13 protein-coding genes are annotated in these 14,131 nt (G+C 64.1%); 5 read left to right on the top strand and 8 right to left on the bottom strand.

All coding sequences use genetic code 11. The annotated features are described in order from the left end of the window. Positions 1–182: 182 nt before the first annotated feature. A complete protein-coding gene (locus tag K8I61_09685) occupies positions 183–398 on the top strand; it encodes a hypothetical protein (GenBank protein MBZ0272299.1) in 216 nt (71 codons plus the stop codon). 100 nt (positions 399–498) lie between these two features. On the opposite strand, the gene K8I61_09680 is transcribed toward K8I61_09685, so the two are convergent. Beyond that, positions 499–1,818, bottom strand: coding sequence for a B12-binding domain-containing radical SAM protein (locus K8I61_09680; protein MBZ0272298.1), 1,320 nt, complete (start codon positions 1,816–1,818; stop codon positions 499–501). A 203-nt stretch (positions 1,819–2,021) separates the two neighbouring features. Between K8I61_09680 and K8I61_09675 the strand changes: the two genes are divergently transcribed. After that, positions 2,022–2,822: a hypothetical protein gene (locus K8I61_09675; GenBank protein MBZ0272297.1), complete on the top strand. Its 801-nt coding sequence runs from the start codon at positions 2,022–2,024 to the stop codon at positions 2,820–2,822. Between the two features lie 120 nt (positions 2,823–2,942). Here K8I61_09675 and K8I61_09670 read toward each other — a convergent pair whose 3' ends face one another. The 6 genes from K8I61_09670 to K8I61_09645 all read right to left on the bottom strand — a co-directional run bounded on the left by K8I61_09670 (position 2,943) and on the right by K8I61_09645 (position 9,397). Then, positions 2,943–3,440 (bottom strand): histidine phosphatase family protein, encoded by a 498-nt coding sequence (locus tag K8I61_09670; GenBank protein ID MBZ0272296.1) that lies wholly within the window; start codon positions 3,438–3,440, stop codon positions 2,943–2,945. Between the two features lie 129 nt (positions 3,441–3,569). After that, entirely contained in the window at positions 3,570–5,093 is a 1,524-nt protein-coding gene (locus K8I61_09665) for a Ppx/GppA family phosphatase (protein ID MBZ0272295.1), read from the bottom strand. Then, the gene (locus K8I61_09660) at positions 5,093–5,881 is read right to left on the bottom strand and encodes a thymidylate kinase (protein MBZ0272294.1); all 789 of its coding nucleotides are present in this window, start codon (positions 5,879–5,881) and stop codon (positions 5,093–5,095) included. Before K8I61_09660 ends, K8I61_09665 begins: the two co-directional genes overlap by 1 nt. Then, positions 5,881–6,633: a thymidylate kinase gene (locus K8I61_09655; GenBank protein ID MBZ0272293.1), complete on the bottom strand. Its 753-nt coding sequence runs from the start codon at positions 6,631–6,633 to the stop codon at positions 5,881–5,883. Before K8I61_09655 ends, K8I61_09660 begins: the two co-directional genes overlap by 1 nt. A gap of 248 nt (positions 6,634–6,881) precedes the next feature. Further along, the gene (locus K8I61_09650) at positions 6,882–8,174 is read right to left on the bottom strand and encodes a hypothetical protein (protein ID MBZ0272292.1); all 1,293 of its coding nucleotides are present in this window, start codon (positions 8,172–8,174) and stop codon (positions 6,882–6,884) included. Then, on the bottom strand, positions 8,171–9,397 hold the full coding sequence (locus tag K8I61_09645) for an aminotransferase class V-fold PLP-dependent enzyme (GenBank protein MBZ0272291.1): 1,227 nt from the start codon (positions 9,395–9,397) through the stop codon (positions 8,171–8,173). The genes K8I61_09650 and K8I61_09645 overlap by 4 nt, the downstream gene beginning before the upstream one ends. 58 nt (positions 9,398–9,455) lie before the next feature. On the opposite strand from K8I61_09645, the gene K8I61_09640 reads away from it, so the two are divergent. Beyond that, the gene (locus K8I61_09640) at positions 9,456–9,662 is read left to right on the top strand and encodes a type II toxin-antitoxin system HicB family antitoxin (GenBank protein ID MBZ0272290.1); all 207 of its coding nucleotides are present in this window, start codon (positions 9,456–9,458) and stop codon (positions 9,660–9,662) included. Between the two features lie 123 nt (positions 9,663–9,785). Here K8I61_09640 and K8I61_09635 read toward each other — a convergent pair whose 3' ends face one another. Then, positions 9,786–12,053, bottom strand: a complete 2,268-nt coding sequence (locus tag K8I61_09635) for a hypothetical protein (protein MBZ0272289.1) — start codon at positions 12,051–12,053, stop codon at positions 9,786–9,788. Between the two features lie 115 nt (positions 12,054–12,168). On the opposite strand from K8I61_09635, the gene K8I61_09630 reads away from it, so the two are divergent. Continuing rightward, the gene (locus K8I61_09630; GenBank protein MBZ0272288.1) at positions 12,169–13,494 is read left to right on the top strand and encodes a DUF1571 domain-containing protein; all 1,326 of its coding nucleotides are present in this window, start codon (positions 12,169–12,171) and stop codon (positions 13,492–13,494) included. 341 nt (positions 13,495–13,835) lie between these two features. Next, positions 13,836–14,051, top strand: a complete 216-nt coding sequence (locus tag K8I61_09625; GenBank protein MBZ0272287.1) for a PAS domain-containing protein — start codon at positions 13,836–13,838, stop codon at positions 14,049–14,051. Positions 14,052–14,131: the final 80 nt, after the last annotated feature.

The raw sequence follows: 14,131 nt of genomic DNA, 5'->3' as shown, positions 1-14,131 counted from the left end.
CGACTCAGCCGACCACGACGACGACTCAGCCGACCACGACGACGACTCAGCCGACCACGACGACAACTGCACCGTCGACAACCACTACGACGAATGGGTCGACGACCACCACCGGTGCGTCCACGACCACGACGACCGGCGGTTCGACGACCACGACGACAATGAGCGGGGATGATGACGACATGGACGACGATACGGCGGATGACGACACCGCCGACGACGACGCTTCGGACGACGACACGGCCGACGACGACTCGATGGATGACGATACGGGCGACGACGACGCTTCGGACGATGACGATTCAACACCGCCGGTGACGGACGACGACGACGAACTACCGGCACGCACGGCCGATAACGACGACGACGACGATGCCTGCGGCGGCTGCGGATGCTGAACCGTGTAAGGGGCCGGAGGTTACCGTTCGTCCATGATGTCCATGCGGTCCATCATGTCCATTCGGCTACGGGCGCGGGAAGCGAAACGGGTCCGCAAACTCAGTAGTACGGCAATATTCCCGCGTGGACGTTGCGGCGCACCTGAAGGCTGCTGGCCGCGAGCGCAAGCTGCGTCAAAGTGCTGTGGACCGGCTCGCGCCACCGAAGCATGTGGACCGCGCGGCGGACGATGTTCGGAATCGAATATGCCTTCTTGTAAAAACGCGTGAACGCGGCATCGAGCGCGTCGGGCGTGAAGTTCGTCGGCTTGAAAACCGTGCGATACGCCGTGTACTTCGCGTAGTCCTTGTGCAGAAGGCGCCCGGCGCGCTCCATGTCGTCATAGAGCGGCGTGCCGGGATACGGCGTGATGACGTACGGATTCGGCACCATCTTCGTGCGGCGAAGGAAGTGGTAGGTGTTGTCGAAGGTGCGCTCCTCGTCGGCGTCGAATCCGAACATCAGGTTCGCGCACACGGTGATGCCGTACTTGCGGAAGAGCTTCACGCGGTCGACGTACTCCTCCACCTTGTTGACGCGCGTCTTGCGCACGGCCTCGAGATTCGAGCGGTCGAGCGTCTCCAGACCGACGATCGCGTAGCGGAAGCCCGAGCGCGCCGCGAGCGCGAGCGTCGGCTCGTGATCGGCGAGGCGGATCGTCACCTGGCTCATCCAGTAGATCTTGTGCGGGACGAGCGCCTCGAAGATCGCGGACGCGCGGGTCAGATGAGCGGCGACGTTGTCGTCGACGAAGGTGATGAAACGGCTGCCGCTGGCCAACACATCCCGCACGACATCGGCCGGCGGACGCACGCGGTACTTCTGGCCGTAGAACTCCGTGACCGAACAGTAGTTGCACGCAAACGGGCAGCCGCGCGAGGTCTCCGCGGGGTAGACGTTCACCATGTAGCGTTTGGGATTGATGAGGTCGTAGCGCGGCGGCGGCAGGTCGCGCAGATCGTGGTAGCGGTCGGCCTTGTAGAGCCTTTGCAGGCGGCCGGCCTTGAAGTCCTCAAGCAGCGCCGGCCAGACGTACTCCGCCTCGCCGGAAACGACCGCGTCGGCGTGTTGCAGCGCCTCGTCGGTGAAAAGTGTCGCGTGGAACCCACCCATGACGACGGTGCGCCCGCGCTTTTTGAATTCCGCGGCGATCTGGTAGCCGCGGCGCGAGTGGATCGTGGAGAGCGTGATACCGACCAGATCGTAGTCGCCGTCGTAGTCGATCTCGTCGGTGTAGTCGTTGGCGATCTCGATGTCCCAATCGGAGGGTGTCTGCCCCGCGAGCATGTAGACCGAAAAGGGGATGACGAACGCCTTCTTGACCTTGAGCGGCCTGCCGTTGTCCGGCATCTGCGCCGGATTGAGGAGCAGCATTTTCATGACACGGCCCTCCCGGGGACGCCTTCGTTCAAAAACTTCGTCGAATTAACGACGCACGATAACACAATCGCCATACCTGGCGCGCGGCGCGCGCGGAAGTGTGCGGAACGAAACAATTTCGCTTGACCGAATGCGCCCGCCCAGGGCTTGCGCCCGGCGCGAACTTCGGCGATATGTTCGCATTCCATTTGCAGGAGATTCCCATGATGCCGCGCGTTTTGCGTTTGGCCGCCGCTGTCCTGACCGCGTTTTTCGCCTTGGCCGCCGGTGCGTTTGCCGGAGAATTGTTGGCGAACGTCGGGCTTGCCGGCACCGAGACCGGCGTTCACGAGATTCGTTACGTGGAAAGCGACGAGTTGCTCTACAACTTCCGCTGGACCGCCGAGCCGGCGACGGTCGACGGCACGCCGCACATCAAATACACGGCCGCCGGCGACAACGCGAAGGATGGCGAGGCGCGCATCGAATGGGCGGAGGAGTCGCTCATGCAGCTCACGCCCCGCGGCATCCGCACGGTTTACTGGACAAAGAAATCGACCGGCGACGAGCAGATGGACTGGAAGCTGCGCTACGACTGGGCGGCGAAAAAGGCGCACTACACCTGGAACGACCGCAAGGAAGACAAACACGAGCAAAAGACGATTTCGTTCGGCGACGACGCCATCCCCGGCGACGCGCTTTATTTCATCCTGCGCGGCTTCCCGTTTGAAAAGGGTGAGGGCACGACGTTCAAGGGCGATATCGTCATGACCGACGGCTCCACCCTCGGCGGCGCGATCATTCATCGCGGCGAGGAAACGATCGATACGCCGCTCGGCAAGCGCGAGGCCTACAAGCTCGAACTCAAGCCCACGAGCTTCGCGCTCAAGCTCGTCGCGCCGTCCATGTACATCTGGTACGACAAGCAGCCGCCGCACGTGTGGTTGCGTTTTGACGGCCGCGAGGAAGGCCCTCTCGCACCGCGAACGAAAAACGTGGTCGTGAAGCACAGCGTGGGGCAGTGACGAGTTTCGAGTGACGAGTTTCGAGTGACGAGTGACGATTGCGATGACAGAGCCGCGACCGTCAGGGAGCGGGCCATCGGAAGACACGCGGCGCCCAATCGCGCGCGATGAATCGCGCCCCTACCGCTTCCCCAACGCCATCAGATCTTTCGCGCGCATCAACCACAGCAGCGTTCCGCCGGGTGAACCCGCTTCCCATTCCACGCACGCCGCGCCGGCTTTTTTGAGGCTCGTGACCGCGCGGGGTGCGTCGAGCGCAAGCGCGATGACGTAGTCGAGGCCAGGGGCGTGGCCCGCAAGCAGCACGCGGTTTGCCTTTTCGCGCGTCAATTCGCGGAGGATCCCGGCGGGGTGCGCCTCGGGTAAAAGCGCGTCGGATTCACGCAGGCCTCCGCGAGGCGCGCGAACGTGTTCGAGAGCGATTTCGATCGTCTGGCGCGCGCGAACGTAGGGACTCGTGATCGCCAGGTCCACCTCGTCGACAAGGAACGCGAGACCACGCGCCGCGGCGTCGGTTCGCATGCGTCCTTCGTCCGTCAGAAAGCGATCGGGATCGAGCGGGCACGCGGGATCGTCGCGATCGATCGCGATGCCGTGGCGGAAAAAGATGATTTGCATGACGAACTCCCGATGGGACGATGGACATCATGGACCGAAAGGACTTGATGGACACAATGGACAACGCCCATGGCATGCGTCGAATTGCGATTTCATTCGCAATTCCAAATTCCCCATTCCCAATTCGCCTCACGCCGCGCGGCTCGCGATCGTGAGTTTGCGATCAAGCTCTTTTTCGAGCAGGCGCGATTTTCGGCCCGCGCCCCAAAGCGGCAGCTTCGGCGAGCCGCGGCAGACAGCCGTAAGCAGGAGCGCCTTTCCGTTGTCGCTCACCTCCACCTCCGTCACCGCCTGGCGGTGGTCGGTGTCGAGGCCGTCGGCGATGCGCAGGATGGCCGCCAGAAGGCGCACCTTTTTTTTCAGAGCGCCGGAAAACCGGCTGTAAAGTTCGTCCTCCGGCCGGGGATCGATGCGCCGGTGATAGAGCACCAGCGCCGCGACGATCTCTCGCATGTCGTTCGTCAGTCCGCGGATCGCGCCGTGGCGCACGAGGTATTCGCCGTGCTTGTGGTGGTCGACGAAGTTGATCGAATGGCCGATGTCGTGCAGCAGCGACGCCAGCACGAGCGGAAGGCGATCCTGGTCGGTCAGGCCGTGCAGCGCCCGCGTGTTCTCGAAGATTGACACGGCGATGCGGCGCACGTGCTCGATGTGGTCGTCGTCCGCGCCGTGCGCCATTGCGAAGTCGCGCGCGGCCGCCACAAGATCGTCCTCCGTCGCGCCCGCGCCATGCACGCCGAATCGGCTCTCGACGAGATCGCGCAGGATGCCGTCGCGCACGCCGACGCCGGGCACGATCAGGGTGTCGCAACCGAGATAGCGCGAAAGCGCGCAAAGCACGATGGCCGCCATGGGCATGACCTCCGCGCGCTCGGCGCGGATATCGTAGGCCTTCATGCGTTCCTTCACCGTCATGCGCAGCATATCCGGCAATATCCTTTCGAGCCGGGAAAGATCGAGAACCGGGTGCCCCTGCACGGGCTTGCCCGGCGCGATCGGCGCGAGCGCCTCCGCATTGCCGCCGCACGCGAGCGCGGGCCGGCCCGCAAGGCGCGGCGGGTCGGCCAGTTCGCTTTCGAACTTTTCGAGCGCGAAATGCCGGATCGCCTCTTCCGACTGTTTCGATACCGCGTCGCCCGCATCGAACATCTCCATCATGCGGACGGTGCCAAGCGGCAGCGTCAGCCCGCGGTCAAGCCGGCGTCCCGTCATCAGATTGAGCTCGAGGCTTCCGCCGCCGATGTCCAGGATCAGCGCCGGCGTAAGCTTGTCGTTCACCGCGCCGAGCGCCGCCGCGCGCACCAAGCGCGCTTCCTCGGGGCCATCGATGACCTCCAGGCGGATGTCCGCCTCTTCCTGGATCCGCTGGATGACGCTCTTGCGGTTTCGCGCGTTGCGCGCGGCGCTTGTCGCCACGGCGCGGTACTCCTGCACGTGCAGCCGATCGAAGATCTGGCGGAAATAGCGGAAGGCGTCCACGGCGGCGTCGACGGTTTCGCGGTCGAACTTGCGCCGCGTGAAGACATGATGCCCCAGGCGCACCGGCACGCGCTCCTTTTCGAGCGCGACGATCTCGCCGGGCGACTCGGCGCGCGCGACCGTCAGGCGGATCGCGTTCGAGCCCGCGTCGACGGCGGCGAAGGTGTAGGGCATCAGCGCCAGGATCCCGCGAGCAAGGCCGACGGTTTGTAGCGCGTGCTGCGGATGCCGAGGAGCCTCGCGACGCGCCGGCGCAGTTGGAGGTTGACCTGCCGCACCCCCGCCTCGCCGTCCACGGGGATGAACTCGTGCGCCTTCGCCAGCCGCGCGAACTCCGCGTTGATAAGCGTCTGATAGCGGATGAACGAGCTGTACAGGTCGGACGAAAGCGACATGTCGCGGCCGGACTCCCAGAAGCTGATGACCGGCGATTTCCGGAATTCGCGCTCGAAGGCCACTTCCGGGCGCACGTGCAGGCGGACCGTGAGATCCGGCTTGGGCGCAAGCTTGTAGATGCCCTCAAGGTATTTGCGATCCAGCCCGCGCACGACCGACCGCGTCATGAGCGTATAGACGTAGCGGTCGGCCAAAACGACGAGCCCGGCGCTCATCGCGGGGATGATGCTGTTTTCGAGCTGGTCGTAAAAATCCGTGGCGTACATCAACGCGAGGGTGAGCTGCGTGACCGCGTTTTTCGCGAGCAAGTCGTCGATGTCCTTGGCGAGCAGATTCGATCGTCGAAGGCCCATCGTCTTGACGGCGAACCCCGCCGACTCAAGCCACTCCGTCAGAAGCGCGATCTGTGTGGAGCGGCCGGAGCCGTCCGCGCCCTCGACGACGATGAGCTTGCCGGGCAGGTTCGCGGCCTTCGGATCGAGCAGCGATGGCGCGCGCCCGTCGTTGGCCGGCGCGGGCGGCGGCGTAAGATCGTCCGCGGGCACGGGAAGTTTTCGCCCTGGCATCAGCGCCTCCGCGCGAAGCGTTTGAGATCGATGCGGTTCTGCACGATCGAGCGCATCTGCTGTTGCAACTCGTTGACGGCAAGCGAGCCGTCCATCTTCACGAATCCGTCGCGCGCCACCATCTTGTCGTACTCGTCCATGATCATGCCCTGGAAGACCTTGAAGCTGCGCACGGGATCGTACGCGAGATCCATGTCCATGCCGGCCTCGTAATACTTCAGTTTCGGCCGGCCGGAGAGAATGCGTTCGAGGGAAACGTCGAGCGGCGCGCGGAAATAAAACGTAAGGTCGGGGATCGGCGCGAAACGATAAAGGTTGCGCAGCCAGTCCGGCGGGCAGCCGCGGGCGCCGTCGCGCGCGAACGCGGTGTAGATGTAGCGATCGGCCAGAACGAGGTAGCCGCCCTTGAGAAGCGGGATGATCTGACGCTCGCAGCGATCGGCGAAGTCCGCGGCGTGGATCATCGAAAACGTCACCGGCGTCAGAAGACGCTGCTTCTTGCCGCGCCGCGTCGCGTTTTTGACGAGCGGCGAGGAGTTCCACTCCGTGAAATACACACGATAGCCGCCGATCTCGAGCCAGCGCTTGAGCAGGTAGAGCTGCGTGCTCTTGCCCGATCCGTCGATGCCCTCGACGACGATCAGCGCGCCGGGGTACGGCCGCTTGCCGGATATGCCGGGCCGGCCCTTGTAAACGTTTCCGGTGGTGTGCACGGAGGTTCCGATGTCGAGGGTGTCGTTTCGCGTATCCATGCCCGCGGGCGATAGGGGCCTTGCGTGACGCCTTCGTGTCGCCCGCGTCGCATTGTCATGGCTTAACAATTTCGCCGCGCCGCGCCAAGGACGGCGAAGCGGATTCGTCATCAGGCCGACGCAACGCGATCATGCACGTTTCAACACAAAGACACGAAGAGCACGAAGTTCACGGATGCGAGCGTTTTTGGGTTTCCTTCGTGGCCGTCGTGCCTTTGTGTTGAATCGCGATGCAAACCCGATTTCGACTATGGCAGTTCAATCGTCGTTCGGTAGATGTTCGTCGGCCCGAGCTGTCCGGCGAGCCAGAAGACGTCCGGGCCGTCGACCGGCGAGGAGTAGTTGTAAACCTCGTACGTGCCGTCGCCGTTGTCGAGAAGGCCCGGGAAACACGTGTCGCCGCGGGAGGGCAGGTCGAACGCGAACGCCGCTTCCATCGCATCGGCGTCCACGCTCCAGACCGCGCATCGCTTTTGGCGGAACCAGTAGTCCGCGGAATAGAACAGGCCGCGCAGGAACGCGGGAAGATCGTCGCGCATCAGGTCGAAATTGCCGGTGTCCGTTACGTTGCGCCGGCCGATGATGTAAACATCGCCGCCGTCGCGGAACATGAGGGGCGAGTCGAACTTGCGCGGGTCCGGCGCGCACGTCCAGTCCGCGAGATCGTCCGCGGGCGCCGTGCAGATCTTCGATCCGAAGCCGTCCGCGTCGCCGGCCTCGTTGCGGCAAACGGAAACGAGCGAGCCGTCGTCGAGCAAAACAAAGTCCGTCTCCGAGCATCCGCCCTGCAATACCGCCGCGCTTCCCGGAACGACCGGCACCCAGTTGCGTCCGTCGGCCGTCGTCAGGAAATGAACGAACAGCTCCGCGCCGAAAAAGTCGTAGATGCTCTCGCCGCCGATGTAGGCGAGCATGTACGGCGTGCCGTTCACGACCTTCGCGCGCCAGGGGATGAAGCCCTCGCCGTAAAACCAGGCGGGCTCGCTCCACGATCCGTCTTCGTCAAGCTCGGTCACCATCATGCCGCCGGGTTCAAAGTCGAACGAATTCGTTCCGAGAACGGCGAAATACAGAAACAGGCGTCCATTCCACGACAGCAGGCGCGGCTCGCGCAGGTCGCGCCCGCGCCAGAACTCGCCTTCGTAGCGCCACGCAATCTGGTCCTCGCTCGAAATCACGTAGATGCGTGCCAGCGGGCTTGCGAAGTGCGTCGGCGCGGTGCGGAACGCGAGATAAACGCGCCCGTTGTGGTACGCGACGTCCAGGTTGTTGTTGGCGTTTTGCGTCTGCACGGCTTTGGGAAGATCGACCGACGGGACCACCTGCACGGTGCCCTCCGGCAGTCCGTCGTCGTCGCCCGCGTCGTCGTCACCGGCGTCGTCATCGGCCGCGGCGTCATCGTCCGGGTCGTCGGTTTCGTAGCGCGTGGGATCGAAGGTATCCGGATCGACATCCGCGAAATCGTCGTTCGGGTCGATTTGGCATCCGAAGGCCGCGACGAGCGCGACGGCGGCGACAACGATAGTGACGACGAGTTTCACGAACGGCTCCTTTTCGCGCGCGCACCGGCCCGGCGCAACTTCGAAAGTTCGCTCGCCAGGGCCTCGTATTCTTCCGCGCGATTGTACGCGTGGCAACTCACGCGCAAAACGCGGCGCGGCGCGCGCGGGGGCGCGGTCACTGGCACGACAAATCCGCGTTGGGCGAGCGCGTGTTGCAGCGGATCGATGCCGAGCGCGTCCGCCTTGCCGCGCGGCAAATCGCCGGGCACGGGGAACGCCGCCATCGAACCGATCATCGAATCGGGCGCGGGCGGGCGGATGCCGAGCGCGTCCGCGATCGCGTCACGCCCGCGCAGTGCGAGCGCGCGATTGCGTTCGTACAATGCGGCGAGCCCGCCGGGCGCAAGCGTCGCCAAAAACCGGATCGCCTCCGGAACGCACAGATACGGCGTGTTGTCGTTGGTGCCGGTCCAGTCGAAGTCGAGGTGAAAGCGCGATCGCCCGGCTCGCTTCGTATTGCGCCCGTGGCTGACGACAAGCGGACGGATCGCGCCCCGCCGGTCCTCGCGCACGAACAAAAAACCCGCGCCCTTGGGCGCACACGCCCACTTGTGCAGATTCGCGGCGTAATACGACGCCCCAAGGCTCGCGAGATCAAGCGGCAACATCCCGGGCCCGTGCGCGCCGTCGACCAGCACCGGTACGCGCGGCTCCAACTTACGCACGATCTCCTCGATCGGCAGCACGAGCGCGGTGGGGCTGGTGACGTGGTCGATGAGCACAAGGCGCGTGCGCTTCGTGACCGCGCCGAGGATTGCGTCGACCGCCTGGCGCGCATCGCGAATCGGGAACGGAATCTTCGCGACGACGACGCGCGCGCCCACGTCCGCCGCGACGGCTTCCGCCGCATTTCGGCACGCGTTGTAGCCGTGGTTGGTGACGACGATCTCGTCGCCGCGTCTGAGTGGAATCGAACGCAATACGGCATTGACGGCGAAGGTCGCGTTCGGGACAAACGCGAGATCCTCGGGCGACGCGCCGGCAAACGCGGCCAGGTCGCGCCGCGCGGCGTCGAGCAGCGGCTCGATATCGCACCCAAGAAACCGGACCGGATTGCGTTCCATGCGCCGGCGAAAAAGCGTCTGCGCGGCGAGCACCGGCGCCGGGCACGCGCCGAACGATCCGTGGTTCAGAAAACAAACGCCGGGATCGAGCGTCCAGAGCCTTTGCGTCGTTTCGGGCACGGGCTTGCGGGTTTTCATGACTTCGTTTCTGATAGATGCATGGATCGTTCGATCTTATAGGATCGAGGTGGGAAAAATGAAACTGCAAGTTGTTTTGGAGCCGTCGGACGAAGGCGGTTTCACCGTCTACGTCCCGGCGCTGCCCGGCTGCATCAGCGAGGGCGAAACGGAAGAGGAGGCGATGGCGAACATCCGTGAGGCCATCGAACTCTATCTCGAGGACACGGACACCGAGCAACTTCGCAAAGAAAAGCCCGTCCTCGTACGCGAGATCGCCGTGTGACGATCGTCCCGTCGCTTTCCTGCAAGGCGATTCAAAACGCTTTTATCCGAAATGGGTTTCGCGTTGTCCGGCAAAAGGGCAGCCAGCATCGTCCCGTCAAACGATCCACGCTCCAGCACATCATCAAAGACGCGGGCATGAGCGTGGAAGAATTCCTTGAGTTGATTTGAGCTGCGTTTCCGCCAGCGCCGTGCGCGCCGCGAGTGCGGGTGCTTGCGCGGGCGAACCGGCGCGGAAATAGACGGCGGGCGTTCCGATCGGCGCGGCGACGACCGTCGTCGCGGGACCGTCGATCGTCTCCCCGCTGACAAGATGCGTCCATGCGCCGCGAGGAAAAACGGCCTCGACCGACGCCGCGCCCTCGGCGACGACGGGCGCGAAAAGTAGATCGTCGCCGATCATCCACTGCGCGTGCGCTTCGAGCGCGTCATCAAACGACGGATCGACGAGCGCGGTGTGGCGGATCATCGGCAGGCCGTCGGTCAGGGCTTCATCCGCGAGCGCGCGGAAATACGGGAACATCGCCTCGTGCGCGCGCGAAAAGCGCGTGAAGTGATCGAGCGTTTCGGCATCGGAATCGAAGCGGTGGTTCTCGTCCTTTTTCAGGCCGTCGTGCGTGCGCATGAACGGGGTGAACGCGCCAAGCTCCGTCCAGCGCAGAAATAGCTCCTTCGTGCTTGGCCCGCCGGAAAAACCCGCGATGTCGTGCGTGAAGTAGGGGACGCCCGACAGGCCGATCGTCAGTCCCGCGGTGACGACCGTCGGCAGTCCGTCGGTCGTCGACCAGTCGGCTTCCTGATCGCCGGCCCACACGATCTGCGCGACGCCGTGCTCGCCCGTGTAGCCGGAGCGAGTGAGCAACACGAAATCCTCGCCCCGCCTTTCCTCGAGCACCTCGCGGTTCGCGGCGTGCCACAGCGTGGGGTAGAGATTGTGCATGCGCGGCGCTTCGCCGTTCGCGATGACGGCGTCATACGGCAGCCACTCGCCGAAATCCGCCATCCAGCCGGACATGCCAAGGTCGAGCGCGTCGCGCGCGTGATCCTGAAACCACGCCACGGCGCCGGCGTTCGTGAAGTCCGCGAGCGTGCCAAAAAACGTGATGACCGGAAATTTGTAGACGGAACCGTCCTCGCGCGTGATGAGATACCCCGCGGCCTCGCCCTCGTCGTATTGCCCAAGGCGCGGCACGACGAACGGATTGAAGTAACCCAAAAAACGCACGCCGTCCGCCGCGAGCGTCGCGATCGCATCGGCGAGATTCGGGTATTCCTCGTCGTCGTGCGTCCAGTGGTATTTCACGCCATGGTTGCCGAGCCCGAAAGCGCGATGCCCCACCCAGTCCTGCGCCCACACGGCCGACACCGGCACGCCCGCGTCGCGCGCGGTTTCGACCCGATCGAGCATCGCGTCCGTGCCACCCTGCGCCGCGAGCCAAACGCCCTCGATGGCCCAGTCCGGCGGCGCGGCGGGCGTCCGTCCGATGTGCGCCGTCAGCCGCCGCACGACATCGCGCGGCGCGTCGCCCGCGATGACGACAAGCGACACCTCGTTCGCGTCCCACATTTCGATCGTCAGCCGTCCCGGATCTGCCGCGCCGACGTCGTAGCGCGCGTAGCCCGGATGATCGAGCAGAACACCCGCGCTTTTGACGGGGTCGATCCACCACGGCATCGGAAAATAGGTGTCGGTCAGCCCGCCGACGGTGGGGACAATCGAGTCCGCGGCGCGGCCGACGCCCTGTTCCTGTGTCCAGATGTCGAGCGTCTGCCCGCGAAGATCGACGAAGTTGTACTGCTCGCCGAATCCCCAGAATCGGTCGTTCGGCGCGATGGAAAACGCGAGGCGATACACGTCGCCGTCGCCGGGCGGCGCGGCGAAGGACAGGCGCATCACGCCCTCGGCCATCTCGTCGATCGAGACGGCGGCGTAGATCTCACCGCCGGCGACGAGCACGATTTCGCCATCGATCACCGCGAAACGCGCGGCCACGGCGCTTTCGATATCGCCGCCGAAAAAACGGAAGAAGCCGAACAGCATGTTCGCCCGGGTCGTTTGCCGCAGCACGTGGACGCTTTCGGCGCGCAACACCTCCACGGCGCCGTAACGCAGCGAAAGCGAACCATCCTCGGCGACCAGATATCGGAAACCGGCGTCCGGCGCGCCGGAGTCGTCGTCATCGTCATCGTCGCTTTGCGTATCGTCGTCATCGGCGTCATCGTCCTCGGGCTGCGCGTCGTCATCGGTCAACGCGGAATCGTCGTCATCGTCGTCGCCGCATGAGCACGAGGCGGCGAAAAGGGCAAGCGCGAAGAGAGCCGCAAATACCGCCGCGGGCATGATCCGACGTTTGTGTGCGTCCATGACGTCCATCTTGTCCAATCCGTCCATCGCGTCTATTCCGCGAACGCGAACCGTAAGGAACCATTCGCCCATTGACCTCGGTGCGTCCGATCGCGCAAGTTTACGGGATACGCCGCCGAAAACACGAGCCCCGGGGAGAGATATGATTCGCCGATCCGGATTCACGATCGCCCTCATGCTTGCCCTTGCGTCGATGGGATCGGCGTCGGCCGAGGACACGACCGAAGCGAAGCTTCGCGCGTTTGCCGACACCTTGATCGCGACGGACGACGCCCGGATCACCGTGCGCCTGCGTCACAATGTCGGAGGAAAGCTGCGCGCGGAGGAGACCGTCGAGATGTGGGCGGGTCCGGACGGCGCGATGTACGCCCACTGGACCGGCAAGGCGCACAAGGGCCGCGAGCTCGTTTGGCGCAAGGACCTGGCCGGCGGCAAGGCGTGGATCAAGGAGGGCGGGGCTCTCGATTTCGCGGCGGTGGCGATCGCGCCGGATGACAAGGTCGTCGCGCGCGACTATCGCGGGGCGATCACCGACTACCATCCCGCGGCGATCGGGCGGCGCGCCGCCGCGTACCTCGACGGCGGGACGATCACGCGGGACGATCACGCGTTCGTCGCGACGAAGCCGTCGGGCGAGTCGGTGCGCGTCGTGCCGAACGGCGACCGGCCTTCGTCGGTTGTATTCAAGGATGCCAAGGGCGCCACGCTGCTCGAGGAATATCACTTCGACGCGTGGACCGCGCCGGCCGGGCTTTCGGCGGCGGATTTCGATCCCGGGAATTCCGCGTTCGGATTTCCGGGCGTGGCGCCGGGCGGCATCTTTATCGATCCGGTGAAGCTGAAGAACAATTTGCAGGGCCGCTACGCGCGGGTGAAAGGTTATACGGGCAAGCTCGAAAAACGCGAACGCGTCGGGGGCGAATTGCAAAAAACGCAGTTCATGTTCGTCAAGTTCCGCAAGCCGTCGGACCTGTACATGAAATGGTACAAGGGTCCGCACGAGGGGCGCGAGCTTCTTTTCCGCGCGGGGCAGGAGGACAAAATGCTCGTGCACGAAGGCGGCGTGTTGAACGTGCTCAACGTGCGCGTCGATCCGCAGGGCGACCTGGTGAAAAAGGATACCAACCATCACATCCTGGAGATCGATCTCGGCTTTGTCGTCAAGACGATCTACGAAAATCTTTCGCGCGGCATCGAATCGGGCGACATGAAGCTCGAATTCAAGGGCATCGAAAAGATCGGCGACCGCTACGTGTACGTCGTCGAATCCACCGTGCCCGCGGGCAAGGGATATTACGCGCCGAAATCCGTCTCCGGGCACGACATCGAGACGGGTTTTCCCGTGTTGTCGCGCAGTTTCGACGAGAAGGGACAGATGTTCGAGGAATTCATCTGGACGGATCTCCGCCTTGATCCGGGCCTTGCCGACGCGGATTTCGATTCCGAAAATCCCGAATACAAATTCTGATCTTCAATCACGATCGGCGCGATCGGATTGATGGGCAAGATTCTTCGCACGATGCCCGAATTCTGTTGCCTTTCCCCGATGAACGCGATATAAATATTTTTCATTTTGGCACGCGTTTTTTTGGCGCCGGAAAGTTTGTGATCGTCGTTAATCGATCAAGCTTTTCGCGTCCTCGGCGGCAGGCCGCGCGGCGCGGCCCGACCGGCAAATGAATCGTAGGGGGCTATGTACGCGCGTCGGAACACATTCGCCGTCCGGATGGTCGCGGCGACCACATTCGCCGGTGAAAAGCCCACGCGCCATCGTCCGGTCTCGGCCACCGTTCTCGCCGGTGGCGTGCCATGACGCCGCGTCCGCCGTTCGATATTCATCGTTCCGAGGAAATCTCCCGCGAGCTTCTGGACATGCTGCGCGAGGGCGTCGTGATCGTGCAGGACGAGAACATCGTCTTCGCGAACGCCTCGCTTGGCGCAATGCTCGGATACGCGCCGGATGAGCTGTTCGTAGCGAAAGTAGAAGTCCTGTTCATAAGCGATCGTAGATGTCCGGTGTGTTGACGACCGGCGGAGCCGGTCGTTGGGTTTGGTTCCGACGCCCCAAAGGCGTCGGACTCCTTTGATGGACTTGGCGGCCCGAA

This window comes from bacterium (assembly GCA_019912885.1).
Taxonomy (GTDB): domain Bacteria; phylum Lernaellota; class Lernaellaia; order JACKCT01; family JACKCT01; genus JAIOHV01.
Note: the sequence above shows the minus strand (reverse complement) of the source record. Positions and strands in the feature narration are given on the sequence as shown.